Annotated in this window: 24 protein-coding genes; 7 read left to right on the top strand and 17 right to left on the bottom strand. The window is 35.2% G+C overall.

Annotation, left to right across the window (positions count from 1 at the left end):
• Positions 1-73: 73 nt before the first annotated feature.
• On the bottom strand, positions 74-2,005 hold the full coding sequence (locus QOR44_RS02830; RefSeq protein WP_000064640.1) for a fructose-1,6-bisphosphatase: 1,932 nt from the start codon (positions 2,003-2,005) through the stop codon (positions 74-76).
• A gap of 151 nt (positions 2,006-2,156) precedes the next feature.
• Between QOR44_RS02830 and QOR44_RS02825 the strand changes: the two genes are divergently transcribed.
• Complete coding sequence (locus QOR44_RS02825; protein ID WP_000163483.1) at positions 2,157-3,017, top strand: metallophosphoesterase; 861 nt, start codon at positions 2,157-2,159, stop codon at positions 3,015-3,017.
• A gap of 44 nt (positions 3,018-3,061) precedes the next feature.
• Here the strand turns inward: QOR44_RS02825 and QOR44_RS02820 are convergent, their stop codons facing one another.
• Together QOR44_RS02820 and QOR44_RS02815 are read right to left on the bottom strand one after the other, a co-directional pair.
• Positions 3,062-5,746 carry a calcium-translocating P-type ATPase, PMCA-type gene (locus QOR44_RS02820; RefSeq protein ID WP_000910750.1) on the bottom strand — a complete coding sequence of 895 codons (2,685 nt, stop codon included), beginning with the start codon at positions 5,744-5,746 and terminating at the stop codon, positions 3,062-3,064.
• Between the two features lie 343 nt (positions 5,747-6,089).
• Complete coding sequence (locus tag QOR44_RS02815; protein WP_000764120.1) at positions 6,090-6,476, bottom strand: YwiB family protein; 387 nt, start codon at positions 6,474-6,476, stop codon at positions 6,090-6,092.
• Positions 6,477-6,551: 75 nt separating this feature from the next.
• Between QOR44_RS02815 and QOR44_RS02810 the strand changes: the two genes are divergently transcribed.
• The 6 genes from QOR44_RS02810 to QOR44_RS02785 all read left to right on the top strand — a co-directional run bounded on the left by QOR44_RS02810 (position 6,552) and on the right by QOR44_RS02785 (position 13,569).
• Positions 6,552-7,868, top strand: coding sequence for an HD domain-containing protein (locus tag QOR44_RS02810; RefSeq protein ID WP_001003543.1), 1,317 nt, complete (start codon positions 6,552-6,554; stop codon positions 7,866-7,868).
• 70 nt (positions 7,869-7,938) lie between these two features.
• On the top strand, positions 7,939-8,751 hold the full coding sequence (yidA, locus tag QOR44_RS02805; RefSeq protein WP_000200668.1) for a sugar-phosphatase: 813 nt from the start codon (positions 7,939-7,941) through the stop codon (positions 8,749-8,751).
• Complete coding sequence (locus tag QOR44_RS02800; protein WP_001865557.1) at positions 8,751-9,971, top strand: aminoacyltransferase; 1,221 nt, start codon at positions 8,751-8,753, stop codon at positions 9,969-9,971. The genes yidA and QOR44_RS02800 overlap by 1 nt, the downstream gene beginning before the upstream one ends.
• Positions 9,972-9,983: 12 nt before the next feature.
• The gene (locus QOR44_RS02795) at positions 9,984-11,195 is read left to right on the top strand and encodes an aminoacyltransferase (protein ID WP_000285514.1); all 1,212 of its coding nucleotides are present in this window, start codon (positions 9,984-9,986) and stop codon (positions 11,193-11,195) included.
• 18 nt (positions 11,196-11,213) lie between these two features.
• Positions 11,214-12,449 (top strand): aminoacyltransferase, encoded by a 1,236-nt coding sequence (locus QOR44_RS02790; RefSeq protein WP_001185391.1) that lies wholly within the window; start codon positions 11,214-11,216, stop codon positions 12,447-12,449.
• A 187-nt stretch (positions 12,450-12,636) separates the two neighbouring features.
• Positions 12,637-13,569: a dihydroorotate oxidase gene (locus tag QOR44_RS02785; RefSeq protein WP_000254063.1), complete on the top strand. Its 933-nt coding sequence runs from the start codon at positions 12,637-12,639 to the stop codon at positions 13,567-13,569.
• A 43-nt stretch (positions 13,570-13,612) separates the two neighbouring features.
• Here QOR44_RS02785 and QOR44_RS02780 read toward each other — a convergent pair whose 3' ends face one another.
• The 14 genes from QOR44_RS02780 to QOR44_RS02715 all read right to left on the bottom strand — a co-directional run bounded on the left by QOR44_RS02780 (position 13,613) and on the right by QOR44_RS02715 (position 25,744).
• On the bottom strand, positions 13,613-13,810 hold the full coding sequence (locus QOR44_RS02780) for a hypothetical protein (protein ID WP_001290370.1): 198 nt from the start codon (positions 13,808-13,810) through the stop codon (positions 13,613-13,615).
• A 196-nt stretch (positions 13,811-14,006) separates the two neighbouring features.
• Positions 14,007-14,282, bottom strand: a complete 276-nt coding sequence (locus tag QOR44_RS02775; protein WP_001284634.1) for an HU family DNA-binding protein — start codon at positions 14,280-14,282, stop codon at positions 14,007-14,009.
• A gap of 102 nt (positions 14,283-14,384) precedes the next feature.
• Positions 14,385-14,987 (bottom strand): YpmS family protein, encoded by a 603-nt coding sequence (locus QOR44_RS02770; RefSeq protein WP_000806954.1) that lies wholly within the window; start codon positions 14,985-14,987, stop codon positions 14,385-14,387.
• Entirely contained in the window at positions 14,962-15,801 is an 840-nt protein-coding gene (locus QOR44_RS02765; RefSeq protein ID WP_001035227.1) for an SGNH/GDSL hydrolase family protein, read from the bottom strand. The genes QOR44_RS02770 and QOR44_RS02765 overlap by 26 nt, the downstream gene beginning before the upstream one ends.
• The gene (locus QOR44_RS02760; RefSeq protein ID WP_000034840.1) at positions 15,794-16,630 is read right to left on the bottom strand and encodes a DegV family protein; all 837 of its coding nucleotides are present in this window, start codon (positions 16,628-16,630) and stop codon (positions 15,794-15,796) included. The genes QOR44_RS02765 and QOR44_RS02760 overlap by 8 nt, the downstream gene beginning before the upstream one ends.
• A gap of 112 nt (positions 16,631-16,742) precedes the next feature.
• A complete protein-coding gene (recN, locus tag QOR44_RS02755) occupies positions 16,743-18,401 on the bottom strand; it encodes a DNA repair protein RecN (RefSeq protein ID WP_000923619.1) in 1,659 nt (552 codons plus the stop codon).
• An 11-nt stretch (positions 18,402-18,412) separates the two neighbouring features.
• Positions 18,413-18,886 carry an arginine repressor gene (locus QOR44_RS02750; RefSeq protein ID WP_000747940.1) on the bottom strand — a complete coding sequence of 158 codons (474 nt, stop codon included), beginning with the start codon at positions 18,884-18,886 and terminating at the stop codon, positions 18,413-18,415.
• Complete coding sequence (locus QOR44_RS02745; RefSeq protein WP_001041040.1) at positions 18,873-19,700, bottom strand: TlyA family rRNA (cytidine-2'-O)-methyltransferase; 828 nt, start codon at positions 19,698-19,700, stop codon at positions 18,873-18,875. Before QOR44_RS02745 ends, QOR44_RS02750 begins: the two co-directional genes overlap by 14 nt.
• Complete coding sequence (locus QOR44_RS02740; RefSeq protein WP_000256279.1) at positions 19,693-20,565, bottom strand: polyprenyl synthetase family protein; 873 nt, start codon at positions 20,563-20,565, stop codon at positions 19,693-19,695. The genes QOR44_RS02745 and QOR44_RS02740 overlap by 8 nt, the downstream gene beginning before the upstream one ends.
• Entirely contained in the window at positions 20,565-20,780 is a 216-nt protein-coding gene (locus QOR44_RS02735; protein WP_001280900.1) for an exodeoxyribonuclease VII small subunit, read from the bottom strand. Before QOR44_RS02735 ends, QOR44_RS02740 begins: the two co-directional genes overlap by 1 nt.
• A complete protein-coding gene (gene xseA / locus QOR44_RS02730; protein ID WP_001286939.1) occupies positions 20,758-22,098 on the bottom strand; it encodes an exodeoxyribonuclease VII large subunit in 1,341 nt (446 codons plus the stop codon). The genes QOR44_RS02735 and xseA overlap by 23 nt, the downstream gene beginning before the upstream one ends.
• Before the next feature lie 125 nt (positions 22,099-22,223).
• Complete coding sequence (locus tag QOR44_RS02725; protein WP_000634981.1) at positions 22,224-23,060, bottom strand: NAD(P)H-hydrate dehydratase; 837 nt, start codon at positions 23,058-23,060, stop codon at positions 22,224-22,226.
• Complete coding sequence (locus tag QOR44_RS02720) at positions 23,057-23,911, bottom strand: bifunctional methylenetetrahydrofolate dehydrogenase/methenyltetrahydrofolate cyclohydrolase (RefSeq protein ID WP_000137498.1); 855 nt, start codon at positions 23,909-23,911, stop codon at positions 23,057-23,059. Before QOR44_RS02720 ends, QOR44_RS02725 begins: the two co-directional genes overlap by 4 nt.
• A 138-nt stretch (positions 23,912-24,049) precedes the next feature.
• Positions 24,050-25,744 (bottom strand): phospho-sugar mutase, encoded by a 1,695-nt coding sequence (locus tag QOR44_RS02715; RefSeq protein ID WP_001106845.1) that lies wholly within the window; start codon positions 25,742-25,744, stop codon positions 24,050-24,052.
• Positions 25,745-26,014 lie beyond the last annotated feature (270 nt).

The raw sequence follows: 26,014 nt of genomic DNA, 5'->3' as shown, positions 1-26,014 counted from the left end.
AATTTAATAAAAGAGACAAGGTAAGAAACTGAAAAATTAAATCCTACATATCAATTAGTAAATTACTTAAACACTAGTCATCATATTCCTGAAAATGACGATAAAGGTGATCTAAGTCTTTAATCTCTTTGGTTAACTTTTGTCCAATAGTTGTATCTTTTACAAGAATCCTATCCTTGGCTTCTTCTACTAATCGCTTCGTATCAATGATATAGTTGGTTCCACTTAAAACTTCCTCAATGGATGTAAAAGGAAGGTGTGAAATTAATTGTATCCCATAGCTATTATAAATCAAAGTGTAGCCAGCTAAACCTGTATTTTTCTGATAACCTTTGGCAAAGCCACCATCAATTACTAACATCTTACCATTTGCTTTTATCGGTTGCTCACCATTTTTTTCTTTGACTGGCGTATGACCATTGACAATATGCCCAAACTTAGGCAAATCAAACTCTTGTAAAAGAGCAGTGCAAATATCATCTTTATCTCTCAGTTTAAAGTAGGGATTTTTTCTTTCTTGATGAGTTACTTTGTCGGAAACATAATAGCGCTCAAAAGTAGTCATGGCATTCTTACCAAAAAGAGAAGAATTTTCACCACACCAAAGATACCAAATGATATCTGTCGCCAAATCATCATGTTTCTCTGGTCTAGCATATGCTAGACGTATTTGACTTTCAAATAAATCCAGTAAATCCCTACCACCATAAGTTTTTCCTGCAATTTTAAAGCTTTTAAAATCACCATTACTATGCATTGGTATGCAACCATGGAATAAAAGATTATCATTATATGTTAAATACATACTTCCTTTTTCAAATAGGAAATCAATATGTTTCTTTAAACTTTCAGAAGTCTGGAAGGCTATCATCAATTGTTGTAAAAGCTCTTCTTCCTCACTTGTTAATCGACTGGGATTTTTCGAATCAATGCATCTACTATTAAAATCTTTAAGTTGATGCACAACTTCCTTAATAGATATACTTAAATCTTTATAATTTACCTGGTTAATAAGTTGCCGATTATGCATTTGAAATTCTGGACGCCTGTCAATCAATTGGGCTTCCAATTTAAACTGTAAAATTGCTGTTGCTTGTTGTATCATATTTAACAAGTCTAGTTCATCTGGATGAGTCATTTCCTCTCCATCTAATATAGGAACGAAAGAAGGTAGAGGTTCATAGTAACGGCGTGAGTAATCAACCAAGCGACGCAAATTGATACCATATCGGTCTTCAATTAAAGTAATATTATTATAACGTGCAGCAATACGGATAACATTTACCATACAAAGGTAAGAACCAGATGCTGCTCCCATCCAAGTGACATCATGGTTCCCCCATTGGATATCCAAATTTGGAAAAGCCATTAACCTATTCAAGATACGATCAGGATACCTACCACGATCGTAAATATCCCCTACAACATGTAAATGGTCAATAATCAAAACTTGAATTGTTTGGGACAATACTATAATTAAATCTTCTACTTGGTCTAATTCAAATAATTTTTCAATAATAGTATCAAAATAGCTTTTCTTCTCTGGGTTACGGTCAATCTCAGCTAAAAGTTCTTCGATAATGTAAGCAAACTTACCTGACAATTGCTTACGTACTTTAGATTTTGTATATTTACTAGAAAAATATTTTAAAACTTGTATTTGTAACGGAATCATTTCCCATAACTTCGTTTTATAAGCACTTGCTGACAAGTTCATTTTATCGAAGGCTAATTTTTCCTTTGGGTAATAAAGCAGTATACAAAAATCATCTAAATCAACAGCAACTATTTTCTGCCAATCAAAACAGTCTAATAATTTAGCTCTAATAGACCCTGCACCTGTCCGTAAGAGATAATCAACAGCATCGTATTCCCCGTGTAAATCACTAATAAAATACTCCGTCCCTTTGGGTAATTGACAAATAGCTTCTAAATTGATCATTTCTGTTACGATATCTTCTTTTCGAGGAAATTTTTCTTTCAAGAGCTTATAAAAATTAGACATGAGACCTCCTTAAGGCACCTTAAATATAAAACTTCTAAACACACTTATGAAAGCGCATTCTACAATGATATATCTATTATAGAATGACTCTAAAACTATTTCAAAAATTTACTGTTTAACTCTTTGAACTACAATATGGTACAATACCCTTATGACCAAACTTGCTATCATGAGTGATTTACATATTGACCTCAATCATTTTTCTACCTTTGAGACGAAAACGTTAATTAATTTGCTTAAGAAAGAAAAAATTGATCACCTCCATATCGCTGGAGATATATCTAATCATTTTACTAAAGATACACTTCCCTTTATCAATAACTTAAAAAAGCATATTAAACTTAGCTATAATTTAGGAAACCATGATATGCTTGATTTAACAGAAACAGAAATCCAACGTCTTGACTTTCAAACCTATCGATTTGACAAAAAAATGCTACTAGCTTTTCACGGCTGGTATGATTACAGCTTTTCAAATAATAGAGACATCAAGGATGTTGAAAAATTAAAAAAGACTTTTTGGTTTGATAGACGTTTAAAACGTCCAAATAATGATGTAACTATCCAAGCATCAATTTTAAAACGCTTAGACGAAATATTAGCAAAAGTCGATTCTTCAAATATCATTATTGCTATGCACTTTGTTCCCCATAAACAATTCACGATGACTCATCCTAGATTCTCTCCTTTTAATGCTTTTTTGGGGAGTCAGGCTTATCATGATTTATTCCAAAAATATCATATCAAAGATGTTGTTTTTGGTCATGCACACCGCTCATTTGGCGACGTTAAAATTGGAGAGACTACTTATCATTCTAGACCACTTGGATATATTAGAGAATGGAATTTAACTATTGACTTTGTCAATCAGAATCCCAATCATAACCCTAATTTAACCTGGAATCTTAGCAAAAGGTATAATGCCGTTAAGCATTTGGATAGTTTTGAAAACTATCGAAAAAAATATTTTGAAGACGAATTACGCAACTCTATGACAATATTTGATTGCTAAAAAACTCACTTAGATATTCTAAGTGAGTTTTTTTATCAGCTAAACTAAATAGCTTTTTCGTCTTGTCCTAATTTACGTTGGATAAATTTAACAATTTCCGTTAACACTACCATCAATAAACTTCCGATAACTACAGTTAACCATTGTGTTGAACTTAAATGAGTTACATGGAAAAGTTTATTAAATCCAGGAACAACAATAGTCACCATCAAAAGAATGAAAGCTACTGGAATAGACCAGTTAAAGGTTCTATTTTTAAAAGCTCCAACTGTAAAGATTGATTGGTAAACTGACTTAACGTTAAATGCATGTACCAATTGGATTAAACCAAGCGTTGCAAAGGCCATCGTAAGGGCATCTGCGTGAATCATGCGATAACCAGCATGTTCTGGATACATCAATGCCCAACCATAGACACCAAGTACTAAGATAGTTTGTAAAATACCTTGATAGATAATAGCTCCCATAACACCACCATCAAAGAAGTTTGACTGGCGACCACGAGGTTTATGTGTCATAACTCCTGGTTCAGCTGGCTCAACTCCAAGAGCGATGGCTGGAAGAGTATCTGTTACCAAGTTAATCCAAAGAAGGTGAACCGGTGCAAGTACATCCCATCCTAATAAAGTTGCAAAGAAAATTGTAAATACCTCTGCCATGTTGGCTGAAAGAAGATACTGAATAGATTTTTGGATATTTGAGAAGACTTTACGTCCTTCCTCAACAGCCACAATAATAGTTGCAAAATTATCATCAGCAAGGACCATATCAGAAGCACCTTTGGAAACTTCCGTACCAGTTATTCCCATACCAATACCAATATCTGCTGTTTTTAGCGATGGAGCATCATTAACACCATCACCAGTCATGGCAACGACTTTGCCATCGTTTTGCCAAGCTTTCACGATACGCACTTTATGTTCAGGAGAAACACGTGCATAGACAGAATATTGTTTAAATACTTTTTGAAACTCTTCATCACTTAATTCATTAAGTTCAGCACCCGTAAAGACATGATCTTCTGTGTCATTTGCATCAATAATACCTAGACGCTTTGCAATAGCTTCTGCAGTATCTTGATGGTCCCCGGTAATCATAATCGGACGAATTCCTGCTTCTTTAGCAACTCGAACAGCTTCTGCCGCTTCTGGACGCTCAGGGTCAATCATTCCCACTAAACCTGAGAATACTAAATCTGACTCAACAATATCAGTCTCTAAAGTTGGAATTTGTGTTTCATATTTATAAGCCATCATCAAGACACGAAGAGCTTGTTTTGCGAGTTCTTTATTGGTATTTAGGATAGCCTCTTTATCTTCAGCCGTGATATCACGAACCAAGCCATTATCTTCAATTTTAGTAACTCGTTTTAATAATTGATCAGGAGCACCCTTGACTGCGATAAAGTAGCGACCATCTGATTCTTTATGAATCGTAGACATTAACTTACGATCTGAATCAAATGGTAACTCAGCTACACGTGGTTCATTTTTCAAAACTTCACGGACATCAAAATTCTTATCTAAACCAAATTGTACCAGTGCAGTCTCTGTTGGGTCACCAATTAATTTTCCTGAAGGATCAATCTTAGTATCGTTGGAGAAATTCATAATACGTAAAGTGTTATTATCAACTGAAATTTCTTCCGAAGATGATTGGAGAACACCATTAGTATACACTTTTTCGACAGTCATTTGATTCATTGTCAGAGTTCCAGTCTTATCTGATGCAATGATTTCTGTAGAACCTAAAGTTTCAACTGCAGGGAGTTTACGAACGATAGAATTGCGTTTAGCAAGAGTTTTTGTTCCCATTGATAAGACAATCGTAACAATTGCAGGAAGCCCTTCTGGAATAGCTGCAACTGCTAAAGCAACTGAAGTCATCAATCCTTCAATCCAACCTTCTTTACGGACAAATATCCCCACTAAGAAAGTAATAACCGCAATAATCACGATTAAGTAAGTCAATAATTTAGAAAGTTGAACTAAACTTTGTTTCAATGGTGTTTCAGATTCATCAGCATTTGCCAACATGTCCGCAATTTTACCAACTTCAGTATACATCCCTGTGTTAGTAACAACACCATATCCTCGACCATACGTGACATTTGAATTTTGATACGCCATATTCACACGGTCACCAATACCTGCATCCTCTGCTACTACTTGAGATATGTCTTTCTCAACAGGTACTGACTCACCAGTTAGAGCTGCTTCTTCAATTTTTAGAGACGCGGCTTCTAAAAGTCGTAAATCTGCGGGAACAACATCTCCTGCTTCTAACATAACGAGGTCACCAGGAACTAGTTCTTTAGAATCCACCTCAATAGTATGACCATCACGACGAACACGCGCAATTGGGCTTGACATATCTTTGAGGGCTTCAATAGCTGCTTCGGCTTGCCCCTCTTGATAAACACCAAAAGCTGCATTTAAGATAACAACCGCCAAGATAATCAATGCATCCGTTAAGCCATGCATACCTTCCGTAATAACAGAGAGAGCTGCAGCAACCAGTAAGATAATAATCATTAAATCTTTGAATTGGTCAAAAAACTTAGCTATTAGACTACGTTTTTTCCCTTCTTCAAGCTCATTGCGACCATACATCTCTAAGCGATTTTTCGCTTCTGTCGTTGATAATCCTTCACGAGAAGATTCTAAAGACGTTAGAACCTCTTCTTGACCTTGTGTGTAAAACAAGGATTTTTTCTGTTCTTTTAACAAAACCTTTCCTCCTTTGGTCTCTCCACAAACAAAAAGAGACCTGTTTTTATGAAAACAAGTCTCGCTGTTTAAGACAACGCCGGAAATTTCTTTCGTAATGACGACATTGCCACGGTAAACCGTCTGCTACTCCCTTGATATGTTAATCATTGTAACAGAAAAAAATCCATTTTTCAATTAATTATCCTTGCTATCACTAATAATCTCAAGGGAAAAAACGAAGTTCATCTAGTCGAAATAAACCACACTGCAGTTTATCAAATAAATGGCTCTCATAAAGAGATCCCAGCGTCTTCAGTAAACGAAATTCATAACGACTACTCTTTTGTTAATGGTAGTTATCTTAATACCATTGAATCCTTAATTCATAATTTGCAAAACAGTCTCCTGTCTCCGTTTGCTTAAGGACATAATTGATATGCAACCTTTGCTGTGACAAATCAAACTGATAGTGACTTGTCTCTGTAATCAAATGTTGAACACCAAGTGGAGTGGGGATATTAACCAAAGCAGGCGTTTCACGATGAAAACGCATTACAGACTTAGGATTTGAAAACCTCGTCATAAGCAATTCCTCATGATTTGCCTTAATAACTACCCTCTCGCCCTCAGCATTAATATAATTCAAATAAACGTAACTTCCTTTTTCAATAAATTGACAATCGTGAATCTCATGAATCATTTCGGTTTCGTTGTCAATTTGAATGTTATTGTTAATTTCTAGTTTCATGACTTCTCTCACTTCTTTTATCCTTCTATTCTACCAATTTCTGACTCAAGTTTCAATTTTTGCTATAATATATATATGAATGAAAAAGTATTTCGTGACCCCGTTCACACTTATATCCATGTAAATAATCAAGTCATATATGACTTGATTAACACTAAAGAATTTCAACGTTTACGACGCATTAAACAAACCTCAACGACTTCTTTTACCTTCCATGGTGCAGAGCATAGTCGTTTTTCACATTGTCTCGGAGTTTATGAACTGGCTCGTAAAGTTACAGAAATCTTTGATGAACATTATTCTGATCTTTGGAATAAAAATGAGTCCCTGCTAACGATGGCTGCCGCCCTACTACATGATATCGGACATGGCGCATATTCTCATACATTTGAGCGTCTCTTCAATACTGATCATGAAGCTTACACTCAGGAAATCATCACCAATCCTACCACAGAGATTAATGCTATTTTACGAAAGGTGGCTCCTGATTTTCCTGATAAAGTAGCTAGTGTTATTAATCATAGCTACCCCAATAAACAAGTTGTTCAATTAATTTCTAGTCAAATTGATTGTGATCGAATGGACTATCTTCTCAGAGATTCTTACTACACTGCTGCTAGCTATGGACAATTTGATTTAACACGAATTTTACGCGTTATTAGACCAACCGATTCTGGAATTGCTTTTGCTCGTAACGGGATGCACGCTGTGGAAGATTATATTGTTAGTCGCTTCCAAATGTATATGCAAGTTTATTTCCATCCAGCCAGTCGTGCTATGGAATTACTCTTACAAAATTTACTAAAACGTGCTCGCTTCTTATTTGATACCCATCGCGATTTTTTTGAACAAACTTCTCCAAATCTTATTCCTTTCTTCACGGATCAATATGATTTACAAGATTATTTAGCCCTAGATGATGGGGTAATGAATACTTACTTCCAATCTTGGATGCAAGCTGATGATAACATTTTGGCAGATTTAGCTAATCGTTTTATCAATCGAAAAGTCTTTAAATCAATTACCTTTGAAGAGTCTGATAAAGAAAATCTAGTTAAAATGAAAGAACTAGTCTCACAGGTTGGTTTTGATCCCGATTATTACACTGGTGTCCATGCTAATTTTGACTTACCTTACGATGTTTATCGGCCTGAACATTCAAATCCACGAACAGAAATTCAAATTATCCAAAAGAATGGACAACTTGCTGAATTATCAAGCTTATCACCGATTGTAAAAGCATTAACTGGATCTAATTATGGTGATCAACGTTTTTATTTTCCAAAAGAAATGTTGACATTAGATAGCCTATTTTCAAGTACAAAAGAAGAATTTCAATCTTATATCACAAATGAGCATTTGACACTCACGAAAGATAATAGCCATTCATGACAAACCCTTTATTTTTTAGTAAGATATAAGGTGAGTATTTTAGGATATTGAATAAAGAGTGGGAGATAAAATGACTTCAATTAAACTTGTTGCCGTAGATATTGACGGCACCCTATTAAATAGTAAGCGTGAAATTACACCTGAAGTGGCTAAAGCTGTTCAAGAAGCAAAATCAAAAGGCGTTAAAATTGTTATTGCTACAGGACGTCCAATCATCGGAGTCCAAGATCTTTTAGAAGAATTGAAACTCAATGAAGAGGGAGATTATGTTATCACCTTTAACGGCGGTCTAGTTCAAGACACAGCCACAGGAGATGACATCATCAAAGAAACCTTAACCTATGAAGACTATCTGGATTTCGAACTGTTAGCGCGTAAATTAGGCGTCCACATGCACGCCATTACAAAAGAAGGAATTTACACAGCAAATCGTGATATTGGTAAATATACAATACACGAAGTAACTTTAGTTAATATGCCGCTCTTCTATCGTACTCCTGAAGAAATGGGAGACAAAGAAATCATTAAACTAATGATGATTGATCAACCTGACATCTTAGATGCAGCAATTGCTAAAATTCCAAAAAAAGTTCTCGATAACTACACTATTGTAAAATCAACTCCTTTTTATTTAGAAATTTTACCCAAAAACGTTAATAAAGGCACTGCACTTCTCCACCTTGCAGAGAAAATGGGATTAACTGTAGATCAAACAATGGCTATTGGTGATGAAGAAAATGACCGTGCTATGCTTGAAGTTGTTGGAAATCCTGTTGTTATGCAAAACGGCAATCCTGAACTAAAAAAAATAGCAAAATATATCACCAAATCAAACGAGGAAAGTGGCGTAGCCTACGCACTACGTGAATGGGTAATAAACTGATGTATCATGTTACCGTTGGAATATCCGAAAAAGAATATGATGCCTTTGCTATTGCATCGTCTCAAACCAATCTCCTCCACTCTTCAAAGTGGGCACAAGTAAAATCAAATTGGCAAAATGAACGTTTAGGCTTTTATAAAGATGACCAATTAGTTGCTGTAGCTAGCATCTTAATTAAATCATTACCACTTGGTTTTACAATGCTTTATATTCCACGTGGACCTATTATGGACTACAGCAATAAAGAATTAGTTAACTTTGTGTTAAAAACACTAAAAAACTTTGGACGAAAGAAACGTGCTGTTTTTGCAAAATTCGATCCAGCACTTCTTCTACGTCAATATCACCTTAAAGAAGAGAATGTCGCCGAAGAGATAGATGAAAGTAGACAGGCAATTGATAATCTTAAGTCAGCAGGTGCCCAATGGATAGGTCCAACGAAAGCCATTTCCGAAACCATCCAACCTCGTTTTCAAGCGAATATCTATACCAAAGCAAATATAGAAGAAAACTTTCCAAAACACACTAAACGTCTGATAAAAGATGCAAAGCATCGCGGTGTTCAAATTTATCGTGCCAACATTGATGATTTACCTAAATTCGCCACGGTTGTAGCATTAACCGAGAATCGTAAAGGTGTAGCTTTACGTAATGAAAACTATTTCCATCAACTAATGACAATTTATGGAGAAGATGCCTATCTCTATTTAGCTAAAGTCAATCTTCCTAAAAGATTAGCGCAATTTAAAGAACAACTTCTTCAAATCCAAAAAGATTTATCAGAAACTCCATCCCATCAAAAAAGTCGCCTGACAAGGCTAAATCAACAAGAAGCTTCTGTTAAACAATATATCCTTGAATTTCAGGAGTTTAGCAAGAAATATCCAGATGAGCCTGTCATTGCAGGAATTTTGTCCATTCGTTTTGGCAATGTCCTGGAGATGTTGTATGCTGGTATGGATGATAGCTTCCGTAAATTTTATCCACAGTATCTCTTGAATGCTAGGGTGTTCGAAGATGCTTTCAAAAACGATATTGTATCTGCTAATCTAGGCGGTGTCGAGGGAAGTCTTAACGATGGTTTAACAAAATTTAAAAGTAACTTCAATCCAATGTTTGAAGAATATATTGGCGAGTTTAATCTAGCAATCAATCCATTATTATATAAATTGGCCAACCTAGCCTATACTATTCGAAAAAAACAAAGACACTCTCACTAAGAAAGGAAACTCATGTATAGAGAAATTACCGCTGTCGAACACGATCGCTTTGTGAGCGAATCCAACCAAACAAACCTACTTCAATCTTCTAATTGGCCCAAAGTAAAAGACAACTGGGGTAGTCAATTACTTGGCTTTTTTGACGGTGAAACCCAAATTGCCAGCGCTAGTATTCTCATCAAATCACTTCCTCTTGGCTTCTCCATGCTATATATTCCGCGTGGACCAATCATGGATTACTCCAATCTAGATATTGTAACTAAGGTCCTTAAGGACCTTAAAGCTTTTGGCAAAAAACAAAGAGCTCTCTTTATCAAGTGTGATCCTCTCATCTATTTAAAAATGGTCAATGCCAAAGATTTTGAAAATTCGCCCGATGAAAAAGAAGGGTTAATCGCCATTGATCATTTACAGCGTGCAGGTGCTGATTGGACTGGTCGGACAACAGATTTAGCTCATACTATCCAACCACGTTTTCAGGCAAACCTATATGCTAATCAATTTGGACTTGATAAAATGTCTAAAAAAACTCGTCAAGCTATTCGAACTTCCAAAAATAAGGGAGTAGATATACAATTTGGTAGCCATGAACTACTTGAAGATTTTGCAGAGTTGATGAAAAAAACGGAAGACCGTAAAGGGATAAATCTTAGAGGAATTGACTACTACCAAAAACTCCTTGATACGTATCCTAATAACTCATACATCACAATGGCTTCGCTAGATGTTGCAAAACGATTAGAAAAAATAGAAAAAGAATGTCAGATAGCCCAATCTGAAAGAATAAAATCACTTGAACTTAATCGTGAGAAAAAAGTTAAACAACACCAAGGTACGATTGATCGATTAAATAAAGAAATTGATTTTCTCAAAGAAGCTCAAAAAGCCTATGACCGAGACATTATTCCATTGGCTGCAACCCTCACTCTAGAATTTGGTAATACATCAGAAAATATTTATGCTGGTATGGACGATTACTTTAAATCTTATTCTGCTCCTATTTACACTTGGTTTGAAACAGCTCAAAGGGCTTTTGAACGTGGAAATATTTGGCAAAATATGGGGGGGATTGAGAATGACTTATCTGGTGGTTTATATCATTTTAAGTCTAAGTTCGAACCAATCATTGAGGAATTTATTGGAGAATTTAACATTCCAGTGAACAGATTGCTTTATAAAGCCTCTAATTATGTCTATGCCTTACGCAAAAAACGTAATAGCTAGTTAGGAAAGGATACTTTTATGGCGCTTAAAGAATTAACAGCTAAAGAGTTCGAAAGTTATTCAGGAAATTACGATTTACAATCGTTTATGCAAACCCCTGAGATGGCAAAGCTTCTAAAAAAACGTGGGTATGACATTACCTACATGGGCTACCAAATCGATGGGAAAATGGAAATCATCAGTATTGTTTATACCATCCCAATGACTGGTGGACTTCATATGGAAGTCAATTCTGGTCCAGCCCATTCCAATTCTAAATATCTGAAACATTTTTATAAAGAACTACAGAACTATGCCAAATCTCAGGGCGCTTTAGAATTATTAATTAAACCTTATGATACCTACCAAGAGTTTACTGGTGAAGGTAAGCCTAAAGGTGCACCGAACACCTATCTTATTGATGACCTGACTAGTATAGGTTATCACCACGATGGGCTTCATATTGGTTATCCTGGCGGTGAACCTGATTGGCATTATGTTAAAAATCTAGAAGGTATCACTCCTCAAAATCTTCTTAAATCTTTCTCTAAAAAAGGACGCCCCTTGGTTAAGAAAGCCATGTCTTTTGGTATAAAAATACGTGTCCTCAAGCGGGAAGAACTACATATCTTTAAGGATATTACTTCTTCTACTTCTGATCGCCGGGACTATATGGATAAATCTCTAGATTATTATCAAGATTTTTATGATAGTTTCGGAGATAAGGCGGAATTTGTCATTGCAACTCTAAACTTTAGGGAATATGATCATAACCTACAATTAAATGCAAAGAAATTGGAAGAACAGATTACAGTCCTTGATAATCGCCATCAAAATAATACAGATTCTGCCAAATACCATCGTCAACGTACTGAGCTTGTCAATCAACTAGCTAGTTTAGATAAACGTCGCAAAGAAGTCGAACCTTTTATTCAAAAATTTGGAAATCAAGATGTTGTTTTAGCTGGTAGCCTCTTTATTTATAGCCCGAAAGAAACTGTCTATCTTTTCTCTGGCTCATACACAGAATTTAATAAATTTTATGCGCCTGCAGTTCTTCAAGAATATGTTATGCAAGAGGCTTTAAAGCGTCAATCAACTTTCTATAATTTTTTAGGTATTCAAGGAAATTTTGATGGTTCAGATGGCGTACTTCGCTTTAAACAGAATTTTAATGGTTACATTGTTCGTAAAATGGGTACTTTCCGCTACTATCCAAATCCATTAAAATATAAGAGTATTCAATTACTAAAGAAAATCTTACGCCGAACATAAAAAATAAGCTTACATAAGCTTATTTTTTTATGCATTATAGAAAGCATCATTTATTTCTTTACTATTATTGTTTATACAAACAATAATGTTCGTTATTTAGCGAAATTTTATTACCATTATCATTATTTTCTTGCAGCTCTATTAATCAAGTGATAAAATAGTAAAAATTTATCTTCAGGAGGATATTATGGTATCGCTAAAAACGGAAATTGCTGGTTTTAGTTTTGACAATTGTTTGATGAATGCAGCGGGTATTTATTGTATGACTAAGGAAGAGTTATTAGCTATTGAAAATTCTGAAGCTGGTTCCTTTGTTACAAAAACAGGTACCCTTGAAGCTAGAGAGGGAAACCCTCAACCACGTTATGCAGATACTGACTGGGGATCAATTAATTCTATGGGACTCCCTAATAAAGGTATTGACTATTATCTTGATTTCGTGACTGAATTACAAGATCAAGACAATAGCAAAAATCACGTTTTATCATTAGTAGGTTTATCACCAGAAGAGACACATATTATTCTTAAAAAGGTTGAAAACAGTAGTTACAATGGCCTAATAGAGTTAAATTTATCGTGCCCAAATGTTCCTGGAAAACCTCAAATTGCTTATGATTTTGAAATGACTGACCTCATCCTTTCAGAAATCTTTAGCTATTATCAAAAGCCATTGGGCATCAAATTACCACCTTACTTTGATATCGTTCACTTTGATCAAGCAGCTACAATTTTTAACAAATATCCTTTAGCTTTTATTAACTGTGTTAATTCTATCGGAAATGGACTTGTTATTGATGATGAAACTGTCGTTATAAAGCCTAAAAATGGCTTTGGAGGTATCGGTGGGGATTTTATCAAGCCTACCGCCTTAGCTAACGTCCATGCTTTCTACAAACGTTTAAATCCTTCAATTAAAATTATCGGAACAGGTGGTGTTAAAAACGGCCGTGATGCCTTTGAACACATTCTATGTGGAGCTAGTATGGTCCAAATCGGAACCGCTTTACAAAAAGAAGGACCAGAAATTTTTCAGCGTGTAAGCAGAGAATTAAAAGAAATAATGGCTGATAAAGGCTATCAATCATTGGAGGATTTTCGAGGACAACTTAATTACCTTTAAAAATAATAAAAGAGCAAACAAGGTTTGCTCTTTTATATTGATTTTACCAATCTTTATCAAATTCACGTTCTTCACGTTCCTCGGGTGTTAAATCATCCTTTACAGGCTTTGTTATGATGTTTCCTTCATTATCTACTTTAGGTTTTATCGTATTCATATATAACTTTAACAGAGCTATCTTTATAATAGCGATAATAACAAAAGCAATAAGGATAATTAATAGTATAGCTTTTTCTGACATTCTCTTTCGCAACCTCTCTTTTAACTTATCTTTTAGGAATTATAACATCACAGTTAAGATAATTCAAGGGTATGCTCTAACACATTTGAAACTCTAAATTCCTTTAATCTCTCTAGTCATTTATTGAGTATTGGATATAAAAAAGAACCTTGTCGCTATCAATAAACATTGATATGACAAGGTTTTTCTAGACGAATTATTTAACAGCGTCTTTAAGAGCTTTACCAGCTTTAAATGCTGGAACTTTTGATGCTGCAATTTCGATTTCTGCACCAGTTTGTGGGTTACGACCTTTACGAGCTGCACGTTCACGAACTTCAAAGTTACCAAAACCGATTAATTGTACTTTTTCACCTTCAGCAAGGTAATCTGCTACAGCTGCAAAAACTGCATCTACTGCTGCTGCTGAATCTTTTTTAGTTAATTCTGTAGCTTCTGCTACTTTTGCAATTAAATCTTGTTTGTTAGCCATGTTAACAAATCCTCCAAATAAATTCTAAACTTATACAACATAAGTTTTAACAGATTATATGATATCTAAAAAAAGGCTTAAGGTCAAGTATTTAACGTCATTTTAGGGCTTTTTCTTAAAAATATCGAAACTAAAATTATCGTTTACTAAATCAATTGCAGTCGCTTTCAAATAAATACCTTCTTTATTTTTTAAATCTTGCAAATTAATATTAATAACCGATTTTTTAGGTTTTATATCTACAAAGTTTGGCAATTTATAAGATGATTTTATATATTGTAACACATCTTTTTCTGGAAGCGGAAGAGTTCCTACTGAAAATGAGGTCACTTTAAGTTGAACAGCGCCATTTGTTAAACGATAAGGTTCAAAATAGATGTATAAAGGCACTTCATAACCTAATAATTGATAAGAGCCTTCAAATAGTATAGAAGATGAAGCAGCATAAATCTTATAATTCATCTTCTTAGTTTGATATTGTTTTAAATAAAGTGCAATTGTCTTATTCAGTTGCGACTTATTGGTCGTAAAAGTACCTACTTTTACTTTATCTTGTACCCCAGTCGAAATTTTTCCTGTATTAGGCTCACGTACTTGAATTAAGCGACTTGCAATCACTGCTGTGAAGGAAAGGTTAATTGCCAACAATAAGAGAAATGCCCATTTCCAGAAATTTAAATTACGGCCAGTTTTTTCTTGTTTCATTTATTTTCTCCATAACGGCGTTAGACATGATTTGATAGCCAATATTATTGGGATGAAAATGGTCTCCAGTAAAGAGAGCATCATTAGTGATACTTGCCTGACTATTTGATGACTCTGTAATACCCTCTTTACCATTTATTCCCTTATAAAGGCGGTCATTAATTGGGACAAAATAAACATTTTCTGAAGCATCAACTACTTCTTTTGTAGCTTTATTCCAATTATCAATAACGGTTTGCATTTTAGTTAATTGTGGAAAGTTTAGGTAAAAAGGATTATAAATGCCTAAAACATAAATAGGCAATTTAGGATTATCTTGTCTTGCTTTTGCAAGGATTTCTTTCAAACGTTCCTTATATGCTTCTGCTGGTTTCTCAAAGGAATTTAGTGATAAATGACTGAGCTCTTTACGAATAACAGCCAAGACATCATTACCACCAACAGTTAGCGTCAATAAATCAGCTTTCTCTAAATCTTTTTCGATTTGAGGATCTGTCGTCATACGTTTTAAAATTTGTTGACTAGTATTCCCAGACACACCATAATTAACAGAAGTCACTTGGTAAGAGTATCGATTATGGAGTGATTCTGATAGCAGTGGAACAAAACCACCTTGAGAGGTTGTATCGCCCACACCTTCGGTCAGAGAATCTCCAAGAGCAACATAGTTAAGTGGGATAACTTTCTTTGTTAGGAAGTCTTTTTTTGTTAATTTAGGATTTGATTTTGGAATGATCAAGGAAAAAATCCCAAAAGATAAAAGAAGACTTACCAGAAAAAAAGAAAGTCCGGTAAGTATTTTTTTCTTATTCATAACGAACCATAACAGCAAATGCATCCTCACCAGTATGAGTTTGGATGATTGAGCCAGTTTCTAAAACGGATATAGGAGCACCTAGAACAGCTAGTTTTTCTCTAAAGTTATTAGCCATATCAGCTTTACCACAGTAGGAGATGCCAATTTCAGCAATTTTTCGTGTTTGGGCACTTTCAACAAAATTATCTAACCATTTGCTGAAGGTCTTTAGACCGCGACCTTTAACAATCGGTACTAATTCATGGTTTGTTAGCTCCATAATTACTTTTATATTAAGCAATGAACTTAGAAGACCCGTTACACGTCCAATACGACCACCTTTTACTAAATTTTCAAGGGTCGATACGCCAATAAATAATTCTGACTTCTGGCGTACTTCTTCCACACGAGCCAAGATGGTATCTAAATCAGCTCCCTCTTTAGCTAATTTCGCAGCTTCTACAACCTGGAATTTTTGACACTGGTCTGTAAAAGTAGAATCAATAACTGTAACATCTGCACCAGCAATATTAGCTCCCTGGCGTGATGCTTCAATAGTTCCTGATAGTGTATGCGTTAAATGAATTGCAATGACATGTTCCACACCTTCATTCATTAATTTTTCATAAATTTCTGCAAAAACACCTACAGGTGGTTGACTTGTTTTTGGCAATTCCTTACTTCCACGCATTAGGTTCAAGAATTCCCCTTGTGCTTTTAAGTCATTGTCTGAATACAAGGTACCATCTATCATAACTGACAAGGGAACAACTGTAATGTCAAGCTCTTTAATAAGTTCTGGTTCAATGGTAATGGAAGAATCCGTTACAATTTTGATTTTACTCATATCCTATCCTATTCTATACTTTAATATTTCAATACCCTTATTATAACAAAATTTAAGTGTATCAACATTAATTTCTCCTAACAATGTTAGCTTTTTAAAGACGTTACCAAAGTTAACTACCAAGTAATTCTTTAGCTTGAGTACGTGCAGTGTCTGTTACATTGTTTCCTGCCAACATTTTAGCGATTTCTTCTACACGTTCTTCATAGCTTAAAAGCCTTACCGTTGAAACTGTTGAAGAGTCACTGGAAATTTTTTCAATAAAATATTGGTAATCCGCTATTGCAATAACCTGAGCTAAATGAGAAATTGCTAAAACTTGTCCATGACTACCAATCTTGTGAATTTTTTGAGCGATAGCCTGGGCCACGCGACCAGAAACTCCTGTATCCACCTCATCAAATACAATGGAAGTTTTATCTTCCTTACGTGAAAAAGCAGATTTAATAGCTAACATCAATCGAGATAACTCTCCTCCTGAAGCCACTTTTACCAATGGCTTAAAGCCCTCTCCGGGATTCGTTGAAATATAAAATTCAACGATTTCGTTCCCTTCTTTATTAAATTTTCCTTTTGTAAATTGAACTTGGAAATCAGCTTTCTCCATATAAAGCTCTGTTAATTCTTGTTTGATTTCATTTTCCAATTGTTTAGCTAGCTTATGGCGCTCTAAACTTAATTGATTTGCTGATTCAATCAAATCGTGTTCTAAAATCTTTAATTCTTTTTCTAAAGCATCTGAGGACTCTTCACTACCTGTCAATAGACTATATTCTTTAGTAATGTTATCAAAATAGTCTAAAACATCATTCACATCACCGCCATATTTTCGCGTTATTGTGTTAATAACATCTAGTCTATTTTCAATTTCTTGTAGTAAACCAGCGTCAAAATCTAAATCATCGATAACGTCACCTAAACGTTTAGTAACTTCTTCAATAACGTAGTAAGCTTCTGAAAGATTGGTGGAAAGATCTTTATATTCTCGATCAAATTCTTCTAAAGCCATAAGGTCATTCATTGCAGAACGAACATTCGATAAACTTGAAAACTCTTCGTTATCTAACATAAGATATGCATTTGTCAAAGTATCTGCAATATTCTTATGATTCATTAATTTATCACGTTGCTTGAGTAGCGTTTGGTCTTCATCTGATTTAAGGGCTACAGACTCAATTTCTGCTATTTGAAATTCTAGCATTTCAATACGTGATTTATTCTCTTGTTCATTTTTTTGCTTATCCAATACGCGTTTACGAAGCTGACGATAAGCATCAAAAAGACTTTGATAACGTTCTTTTATGACATTAAATTCTGTATTACCAAATTCATCTAACATCAGAATGTGCATGTTAGGTTTCATTAGTTCCTCTTGGTCATGCTGACCATGAATGTCTACCAAATAATGCCCCACAGCTTTTAGTGTTGACAAATTCACCATTTGCCCATTAATTCGACTAACGCTGCGCCCATTTTGAAAGATTTCTCGGCGAATAATTAATTCATCTGCTAATTCAATGCCATTTTCTTCCAATAATTGGACTAATGATTGATTTTTTTCAACAGAGAAAAATCCTTCAATTTCTGCTTTGTTAGCACCATGGCGAATCACTTCAACGCTAGCACGGGATCCTAACATCATATTCATAGCATCAATAATGATAGATTTCCCTGCACCAGTCTCACCAGTTAAAACAGTCATTCCTGTTTCAAAATTAAGTGAAATTTCTTCGATAATAGCGAAATTCTTAATAGAAATTTCTAAAAGCATAAGGTCCTCTACTAATCTTTTTTCTCCAACATTGCAATCATTGATTGACGAATGTGATCAGCATCTGCTTCTGATTTTGCAATCAAAAGGAGACTATTATCGTCAGCTGTCAAACTAAAAATATGTTCTTGACAATGTGACATTATGAAGGTTTTAATTAATTGACTGTTACCTGGTATGACATTAATATTGATAAATTGCTCTAAACCTAGTAGCTTATCTGATATTGATAAAATACTTGTTTTAATAGGCTTTGCCACAGCAGTTGTAAAGATAGGGTCGTTTTCATTTGACAAACCGTAAATATAGCGACCTTTTGCTGATGGCACTTTTATAATGCCAATTTCATTCATATCACGTGAAATAGTTGCTTGAGTTAGAGTTACCCCATAAGCTTCCAATCTGCGTAACAACTCATGTTGTGTTTCAACAGCATGGTTAAGAACAATTTGCTTAATTAAATTTAAACGTTCACTCTTCTTCATTTTTCTTAAATTCCTTATGTGCTTTTTCTATAACATCTTGTATTTGGTCAAGCACAAGATTTTGTGGATCTTGACACTTTTGCAAATGCATTAAAAACTCAATATTTCCATGTCCACCTTGAATGGGCGAAAAATCAAGATGTTTAACCGTATATCCATAATCTTTCGTGAAATTGGTCACTGTTGTCAAAACCTTTTCATGAACCAACTTGTCTTTGACAATACCATTTTTACCAATTTGCTCACGACCTGCTTCAAATTGTGGTTTAATTAATGCCACTACTTGTCCACCATCCACTAAAATTTCTTTTAGAGCTGGTAAAATCAAATTAAGAGAGATAAATGAGACATCTATCGATGCAAATTCAGGCAGTCCCTCCTTGAAATCTTCTTTTTGGGCATACCTAAAATTATATTGTTCCATAGAACGAACACGATGATCCTGACGTAACTTCCAAACTAATTGATTTGTTCCTACATCTACTGCGTAAACTAAACGCGCTCCTGATTGTAGCATAACATCAGTAAAACCACCCGTAGAGGCGCCAATATCTATAGTTAGCTTATCTGCAACTGAAATTTCAAAAACTTGTAAAGCTTTTTCTAATTTCAATCCACCTCTACTAACATATTTTAGTTTTTCACCTTTTAGTTTTAATTCAGTATCGTCTGCAACCTTTTCACCTGGTTTATCATAACGTTCTCCATTGATAACGTTAATCACCATTCCTGCCATAACACCACGTTTCGCTTGCTCTCGTGTATCAAAAAGTCCCTGTTTATAGGCAAGAACATCTACCCTCTCTTTAGCCATTCAACCGTAATCCCTCTATTATATCTATTATTTTTCTAGCATTAAAGTTAGCTTTTTTCTCTAGATTTTGAAAAATTGCCTGAGCTTTTTTCAAAGTATCATCAAGTATTTCCTGTGACTTATCCAAACCCAATAAATTTGGATAAGTTGTCTTTTCTGCTACAATGTCTTTATTTGGTGTCTTCCCCAATTCTTCAAAACTAGCAGTCACATCTAAAATATCATCACGTACTTGAAAAGCATGACCGATTAAAAGGCCAGCTTGATGCAGTTTTCCTTTTACTTCTTCCGACTTCTCAGCTAAAATACCTGCTGCAACAAAGGGATAAGCTAACAGGCGTCCCGTTTTATTAATATGAATCAAGCTTAAATCGTCAATAGATAAAACTTTGTTTTCTCCCTTCATATCTAACATTTGTCCACCAACCATGCCAAAACTACCCGCAGACATAGACAATAACTCTATTAACCTAACAGTAACATCAGCTTTAAAACCAGCTTTTACAACTAAATCAAATGGGTCTAAAAAAAGGGAATCTCCAGCTAAAACCGCTGTAGCTTCATCAAACTTTTTATGGTTTGTTAAGCGGCCACGACGAAAATCATCATTATCCATCGCCGGTAAATCATCATGGATTAAAGAGCCGGTGTGAATCATCTCCAAAGCAGCAGCCACATCATAATGACCATCTATTAGTTCAACTCCAAATCCCTCTAAAATTTCTAAAAGGATGCGTGGACGAATACGTTTCCCACCTCCATCAACTGAGTAGAGGATAGCCTTAATCAAATCAGGAGAAACGACACTATGTGTCTGTTTGTAATAACGATGAATAGCTTCATCAATTTTTTCAATAGTAACCATCAAGTATCCATTTCTACTTCCGTTCCGTCAGCTTGCATCACTTTTACAAGCGTCTCTTCAGCTTCTTTTAAAGTTCTTTGTAACTCTTTTGAAATAAGCATTCCTTTTTGAAATTCAGCAATGGCATCTTCTAAGGCAACATCACCTGTTTCTAAACGTGAGACAATTGTCTCTAATTCCTGTAAATTTTCTTCAAATGTTTTCTTGTCTGACATCCTTCACCTCAACTTCTAAAAGACCATCTTGCATCTTAACTTGCAAATGATCTCCTTCATTTATTCCATTAGTAGTAGATACTAAAGTATGGTTTTTTTCGATAATAGCGTAACCACGCGCTACAATTCTAGAACTATCCAATGATATAAGCGCATCTTGAGCCTTTTCAAAACGTGCTAGCTTGCTGTCATACTGACTAGTCATTGTACTTGATAATAGTCGTCTACTTTGCACAACACGCTCTTGGTAAATATGAATACGCTGTTTTAAATCTATGCCTTGCAGTTTTTGATGAAGCAAACCTTGCTTTTGTCTTACTGTTTGTAGTTTATCACGCATAGAATATGTTAACTGCTGATTTAGGTTATCTAATTTTTGAAGGAAACCATCATATAGACGCTCTGGTTGCCTAAAAATAACTGATTGCTTTGATTTTTGCAACCTCTCCTCTTTTGTCCTGATAAGACGAAGGCTAGACTGATACATTCTATTTTCACGTTCAGTAATCCAAGACAAGATATCAATTTTAGTAACCGGTGTAGCAAGCTCAGCTGCTGCAGTTGGAGTTGCTGCTCTGCGATCGGCTACAAAATCTGCTAAAGTTGTATCAGTTTCATGTCCGACACTAGAAATAACGGGAAGACGAGATTCAAAAATAGCTTCTACAACACATTCTTCATTAAATGCCCATAAGTCCTCAATAGAACCTCCCCCACGGCCAACAATTAATAGATCCAAATCCTTTTTCTCGTTAGCTAAAGCAATAGTTTGTGCTATTTCCTGAGCTGCGCCCTCTCCTTGAACTTTTGTGGGGAAAAGTAATATTTCCACTCCTGGAAATCGACGAGATACTGTTGTAATAATATCCCGAATAACGGCTCCACTTGGACTAGTCACAACTCCTATTTTTCTAACAAATTGAGGAATTAATTGCTTATGACGATCATCAAAATAACCTGCTTGAGAGAGTTTCTTCTTTAGTTGTTCAAATTGGATAGCAAGAGCTCCTATACCATCCGGTTCTGCTTTTTCAACAATAATAGAGTAGGAGCCGCTTGGTTCATAAAGTTGAACACGGCCAACTACATTAACCTTCATCCCTTCCTCTAATTCAAAACCCAATTTTTTGAAGTGACCTGACCACATTGTCGCCTGAATGACTGATTTATCATCTTTTAAAGAGAAATATTGATGGTTTGGGCGACGACGAAAATTAGACACTTGCCCAGTTAAATAAACCCTCTCTAAATAAGGGTCTTTGTCAAATTTTAATTTTAAATACTTAGTCAGTGTCGACACGGATAAATAGTCTGACATAGCACCTCCTCATGAGAGTTTTATTAACTTCATTATACCAAAAAAACTTAAAAAATACCTATTTGCTCTACAAATAGCTCGATAAAGCAAAAGAAGTGTCATGCTAACACCTCTCTACTTATTTTTTATTTAGATAGTCTAGCCATTTCTTTTGGAATCTCATCACTAATCGTTGTCGGTAGAACAACATAGGCTTCTTTAGATAATCCTTGAGCAATTGCCGAATGTAGATAAACTCCCACTGATACCTTATCTAGAGGAGAGGCTTCTTTAAATTGCGCTAACATACCTGCAATCATACCACACAAAGTATCCCCCATCCCTCCAGTCGCCTGGTAAGGACCTCCTACTATAATTTCTTTTTCGTCTAAATCTTGAAAAATACGCGTATGCGAACTCTTAGCGACTAAAATCGTCCCTTTGGGAAAAGATTTAAGAGCGGTTTGGGTATTTTCTTTTGTCTGTTGCGATACAGCGATACCTGACAATCGCTCCCATTCTTTTTGATGAGGTGTCAACACTAAATTTTTAGCCTTTGTTTGCGGAAACGCACCTTCTGATAACAGAGTCAAGGCTGATCCGTCAAGGATGACACTTTGATGTGATTGAATCTTCTCCATGGTCTGGTTCAAAATTTTTCGAGATGATTCTGATACTCCTAATCCAGGACCAATTACAATAACATCACTTTGAACAATTGATTTTTCCAACCATTTGTAATCATCACTATCAAACGCCATTACCTCTGGTAGTTGACTATGCAAAGAGGGGATATTGCAACTTTGGGTTGCTACAGTAACTAATCCTGCACCAGTTTTGACACAGGCCAAAGCTGCCATTATAATAGCACCTCCATAGGGATAAAAACCTCCTATCAGAAGAACACTACCATAATCACCTTTATGGCTTGATTTAGGGCGTGGCTTAATTAACGCCCTCGCTTCTTGTTCACCAACAATCATAGACTCACACTTCTAAGAGCTGCTTGATAAGTTTGTTCCAAAAGCATTGTAATCGTCATAGGTCCTACGCCCCCAGGAACAGGTGTTATCATACTAGCAACTTCTGCCACTTGTTCAAATACAACGTCTCCAATCAATTTACCATTTTCATCGCGATTCATACCAACATCAATCACCACAGCACCTTCTTTAACGAAGTCTTTTGTAACAAAGTGCCCCTGACCAATCGCAACAATAAGGATATCAGCCTCCTTTGTTACCTCAGAAAGGTTTCGAGTTCTTGAATGTGTCAAAGTAACTGTTGCGTTTTTATCAAGGAGAAGTTGTGCCATTGGCTTACCAACAATATTGGACCTTCCGATGATAACAGCATGTTTTCCCTCTAAATCCACATGGTACTCTCTAAACATCTCCATAATACCAGCTGGCGTACAAGGTACCATCATCGGTCGTCCTGACCAAAGATGACCCGTATTCATTGGGTGGAAACCATCAACATCTTTCTTAGGATCTATTGCTAAAATAATTTTTTTATCGTTAATATGTTGTGGTAACGGAAGTTGAACTAAAATACCATGGATACTTTTATCTTCATTGTATTGATGGATAATATCAATCAGTTCTTCTTGAGAAATGGATTCAGATAATCGTAGAGTCTCACTTTTAAAACCAGCTTCTAATGCAGAGCGTTCTTTATTTCGAACGTACACTTGGCTAGCTGGATTATCCCCAACAAGGATTACAGCTAAACCAGGTATGATACCATGCTGTTCCTTTAACCTTTCAACTTTTCGCCCTAACTCAGCCTGCATTTTTTGTGATAAGGCTTTACCATCTATTAATTCAGTCATTGATACTCCTTCTTCATCCGTTTTTTCTATATTATATCAAAAAATAGCGATTATGCTATTTTATATCGCTATTCATTTTGTATCAATTTTAATCAATAGAAAAGGCAATGAATCCCTCATCGCCTTTTTACATATGACTTATTTAGTACTATTCATTTTAGCACGACAAGCCGACTCAATTGCATTAAGTTTCGATAAACTATCTGCTTCTGTACAACCAATCGTATAAAGGTAACATTTTATCTTAGGTTCCGTCCCTGACGGCCTTAAAGCATACCATGAACCCTCATTAAAATAATATTTTAAACAATTTTGCTTTGGAAAATCCTTATAACCATCCTTGAAATCAATAGAATTCTCCAATGTCATCTCACCTACTTGTAATATTGGGTCCTGTCTAAAATCCTCCATAATACGACTAATACGTTCTTGCCCCTCAGCACCCTCTAACTCAAGAGAAAATTGGCGCTCGTTGTAATAGCCAAATTTATCGTAAATGGTTTGCAAAACGTCTAAAAGTGTTTGCCCTCGTTCTTTATAATAGGCAGTCATTTCTACTACCATCATTGAAGCACTCACAGCATCTTTATCACGTACAAAAGTGCCATAGCAAAAACCAATACTTTCTTCATAGCCAAAGAGATAAGTTTTATCCTTTGAGATATCATATTCATTAGCTTTTCCACAAATATTTTTAAATCCTGTTAAAGTTTCAACAGTTTCAATATTATATTTATCTGCAATAACTTTTGATAGATCACCAGTTACAATGGATTTTACCAATACAGGATGATGTGGCAAATTCCCTAAGGCACATCGTTGTGAAAAAATATAATAGGAAAGAAGTGCCCCTATCTTATTACCATTTAAGAAAATATATTCTCCCTTACTATCTTTGACTTCCAATGCTACTCGGTCACAATCTGGATCTGTGGCAAGTAAGATATCTGCATCAACTGACTTTCCTAGAGATTCTGAATAGGCAAATGCTTTAGGAACTTCAGGGTTTGGATAGCCAACCGTTGTAAAATCAGGATCGGGCATTTCCTGCTCAGGTACCACATAAACATTTTCAAAACCACGGCGTCTTAAAACTTCGCGCACAGGTAAATTTCCTACGCCATTTAAAGGAGTATAAACTACCCGGACTGACTTATCAATATTAGTATCATTAATAGTTAAACCAAGCACTTCTTTTTTATATGCTTCTTCAATACTCTCATCGATATAACTTGCCGAACCACTTGCCAGAGCCTCTTCAAAGGGTATTTGCTTAATTTGCTGATAATCGGTTATAGCATCCATATGATTGGCAATTTGATCAGCAATATCATCTAAAATCTGAGATCCTTCTTTCCAATATGCCTTATAACCATTATAAGCTTGAGGATTATGACTAGCAGTAATCATCACACCCGAAACACATCCTAGAGCACGAATAGCATATGAGCACATTGGTGTTGGGCGAATCCCTTTATAAATATAAGACTTAATACCATTTGCTGCCATAATGGAACAAGTTAATTCTGCAAATTCCTTAGATTGATAACGGACATCATAACTAACTGCAATTCCACGTGCAATAGCTTCAGGGCCATGATCAATAATCGTATTAGCTAATGCTTGTGCTGCTTTCCCCACCATATAAGTATTCATACGATTGGTTCCTGCTCCAAGTTTACCTCTCAATCCCGCCGTTCCAAATTCTAATGTTTTGTAAAAACGATCCTGAATTTCAGATTCATCGCCTTTAATAGCTTCTAAATCTGACTTAATATCTTTACCGAGTGAGTCGTTTTCTAACCACTCTTGATAAATCTCTTTATAATTCATATGAGACATCCTATTCTAAGACCAAAATGGTAAAAATCAGCTCCATGATAAGAGATTTTAGTTCTTCAGGAGCTAACTGAATAGTATCAAATTAACCTTATAAAGTCAACTTATTTTATAAATTAACTACACTTAATATATTTAAAGCGTCTAAATTTTTTTCATCACCCTATCATTCTTAGTCTACATTATATATAGACTTACCAACTTCCAAACAATACAGTAACAATTTACTCATAACAATGGAATAATAAAAGTCTAAAACAAGTT

Origin of the sequence: Streptococcus agalactiae, from assembly GCF_949788565.1 — a bacterium.
Taxonomy (GTDB): Bacteria; Bacillota; Bacilli; order Lactobacillales; family Streptococcaceae; genus Streptococcus; species Streptococcus agalactiae.
The sequence above is the reverse complement of the archived record's forward strand: the minus strand, read 5'-3'. Positions and strand labels throughout refer to the sequence as shown.

Bases quoted from the DNA above. Each gene is read 5' to 3' on its own strand.
- QOR44_RS02830 (WP_000064640.1), bottom strand. From the start codon at position 2,005: ATGTCTAATTTTTATAAGCTCTTGAAAGAAAAATTTCCTCGAAAAGAA.
- QOR44_RS02825 (WP_000163483.1), top strand. From the start codon at position 2,157: ATGACCAAACTTGCTATCATGAGTGATTTACATATTGACCTCAATCAT.
- QOR44_RS02815 (WP_000764120.1), bottom strand. From the start codon at position 6,476: ATGAAACTAGAAATTAACAATAACATTCAAATTGACAACGAAACCGAA.
- QOR44_RS02810 (WP_001003543.1), top strand. From the start codon at position 6,552: ATGAATGAAAAAGTATTTCGTGACCCCGTTCACACTTATATCCATGTA.
- yidA (WP_000200668.1), top strand. From the start codon at position 7,939: ATGACTTCAATTAAACTTGTTGCCGTAGATATTGACGGCACCCTATTA.
- QOR44_RS02800 (WP_001865557.1), top strand. From the start codon at position 8,751: ATGTATCATGTTACCGTTGGAATATCCGAAAAAGAATATGATGCCTTT.
- QOR44_RS02795 (WP_000285514.1), top strand. From the start codon at position 9,984: ATGTATAGAGAAATTACCGCTGTCGAACACGATCGCTTTGTGAGCGAA.
- QOR44_RS02790 (WP_001185391.1), top strand. From the start codon at position 11,214: ATGGCGCTTAAAGAATTAACAGCTAAAGAGTTCGAAAGTTATTCAGGA.
- QOR44_RS02785 (WP_000254063.1), top strand. From the start codon at position 12,637: ATGGTATCGCTAAAAACGGAAATTGCTGGTTTTAGTTTTGACAATTGT.
- QOR44_RS02780 (WP_001290370.1), bottom strand. From the start codon at position 13,810: ATGTCAGAAAAAGCTATACTATTAATTATCCTTATTGCTTTTGTTATT.
- QOR44_RS02775 (WP_001284634.1), bottom strand. From the start codon at position 14,282: ATGGCTAACAAACAAGATTTAATTGCAAAAGTAGCAGAAGCTACAGAA.
- QOR44_RS02770 (WP_000806954.1), bottom strand. From the start codon at position 14,987: ATGAAACAAGAAAAAACTGGCCGTAATTTAAATTTCTGGAAATGGGCA.
- QOR44_RS02765 (WP_001035227.1), bottom strand. From the start codon at position 15,801: ATGAATAAGAAAAAAATACTTACCGGACTTTCTTTTTTTCTGGTAAGT.
- QOR44_RS02760 (WP_000034840.1), bottom strand. From the start codon at position 16,630: ATGAGTAAAATCAAAATTGTAACGGATTCTTCCATTACCATTGAACCA.
- recN (WP_000923619.1), bottom strand. From the start codon at position 18,401: ATGCTTTTAGAAATTTCTATTAAGAATTTCGCTATTATCGAAGAAATT.
- QOR44_RS02750 (WP_000747940.1), bottom strand. From the start codon at position 18,886: ATGAAGAAGAGTGAACGTTTAAATTTAATTAAGCAAATTGTTCTTAAC.
- QOR44_RS02745 (WP_001041040.1), bottom strand. From the start codon at position 19,700: ATGGCTAAAGAGAGGGTAGATGTTCTTGCCTATAAACAGGGACTTTTT.
- QOR44_RS02740 (WP_000256279.1), bottom strand. From the start codon at position 20,565: ATGGTTACTATTGAAAAAATTGATGAAGCTATTCATCGTTATTACAAA.
- QOR44_RS02735 (WP_001280900.1), bottom strand. From the start codon at position 20,780: ATGTCAGACAAGAAAACATTTGAAGAAAATTTACAGGAATTAGAGACA.
- xseA (WP_001286939.1), bottom strand. From the start codon at position 22,098: ATGTCAGACTATTTATCCGTGTCGACACTGACTAAGTATTTAAAATTA.
- QOR44_RS02725 (WP_000634981.1), bottom strand. From the start codon at position 23,060: ATGATTGTTGGTGAACAAGAAGCGAGGGCGTTAATTAAGCCACGCCCT.
- QOR44_RS02720 (WP_000137498.1), bottom strand. From the start codon at position 23,911: ATGACTGAATTAATAGATGGTAAAGCCTTATCACAAAAAATGCAGGCT.
- QOR44_RS02715 (WP_001106845.1), bottom strand. From the start codon at position 25,744: ATGAATTATAAAGAGATTTATCAAGAGTGGTTAGAAAACGACTCACTC.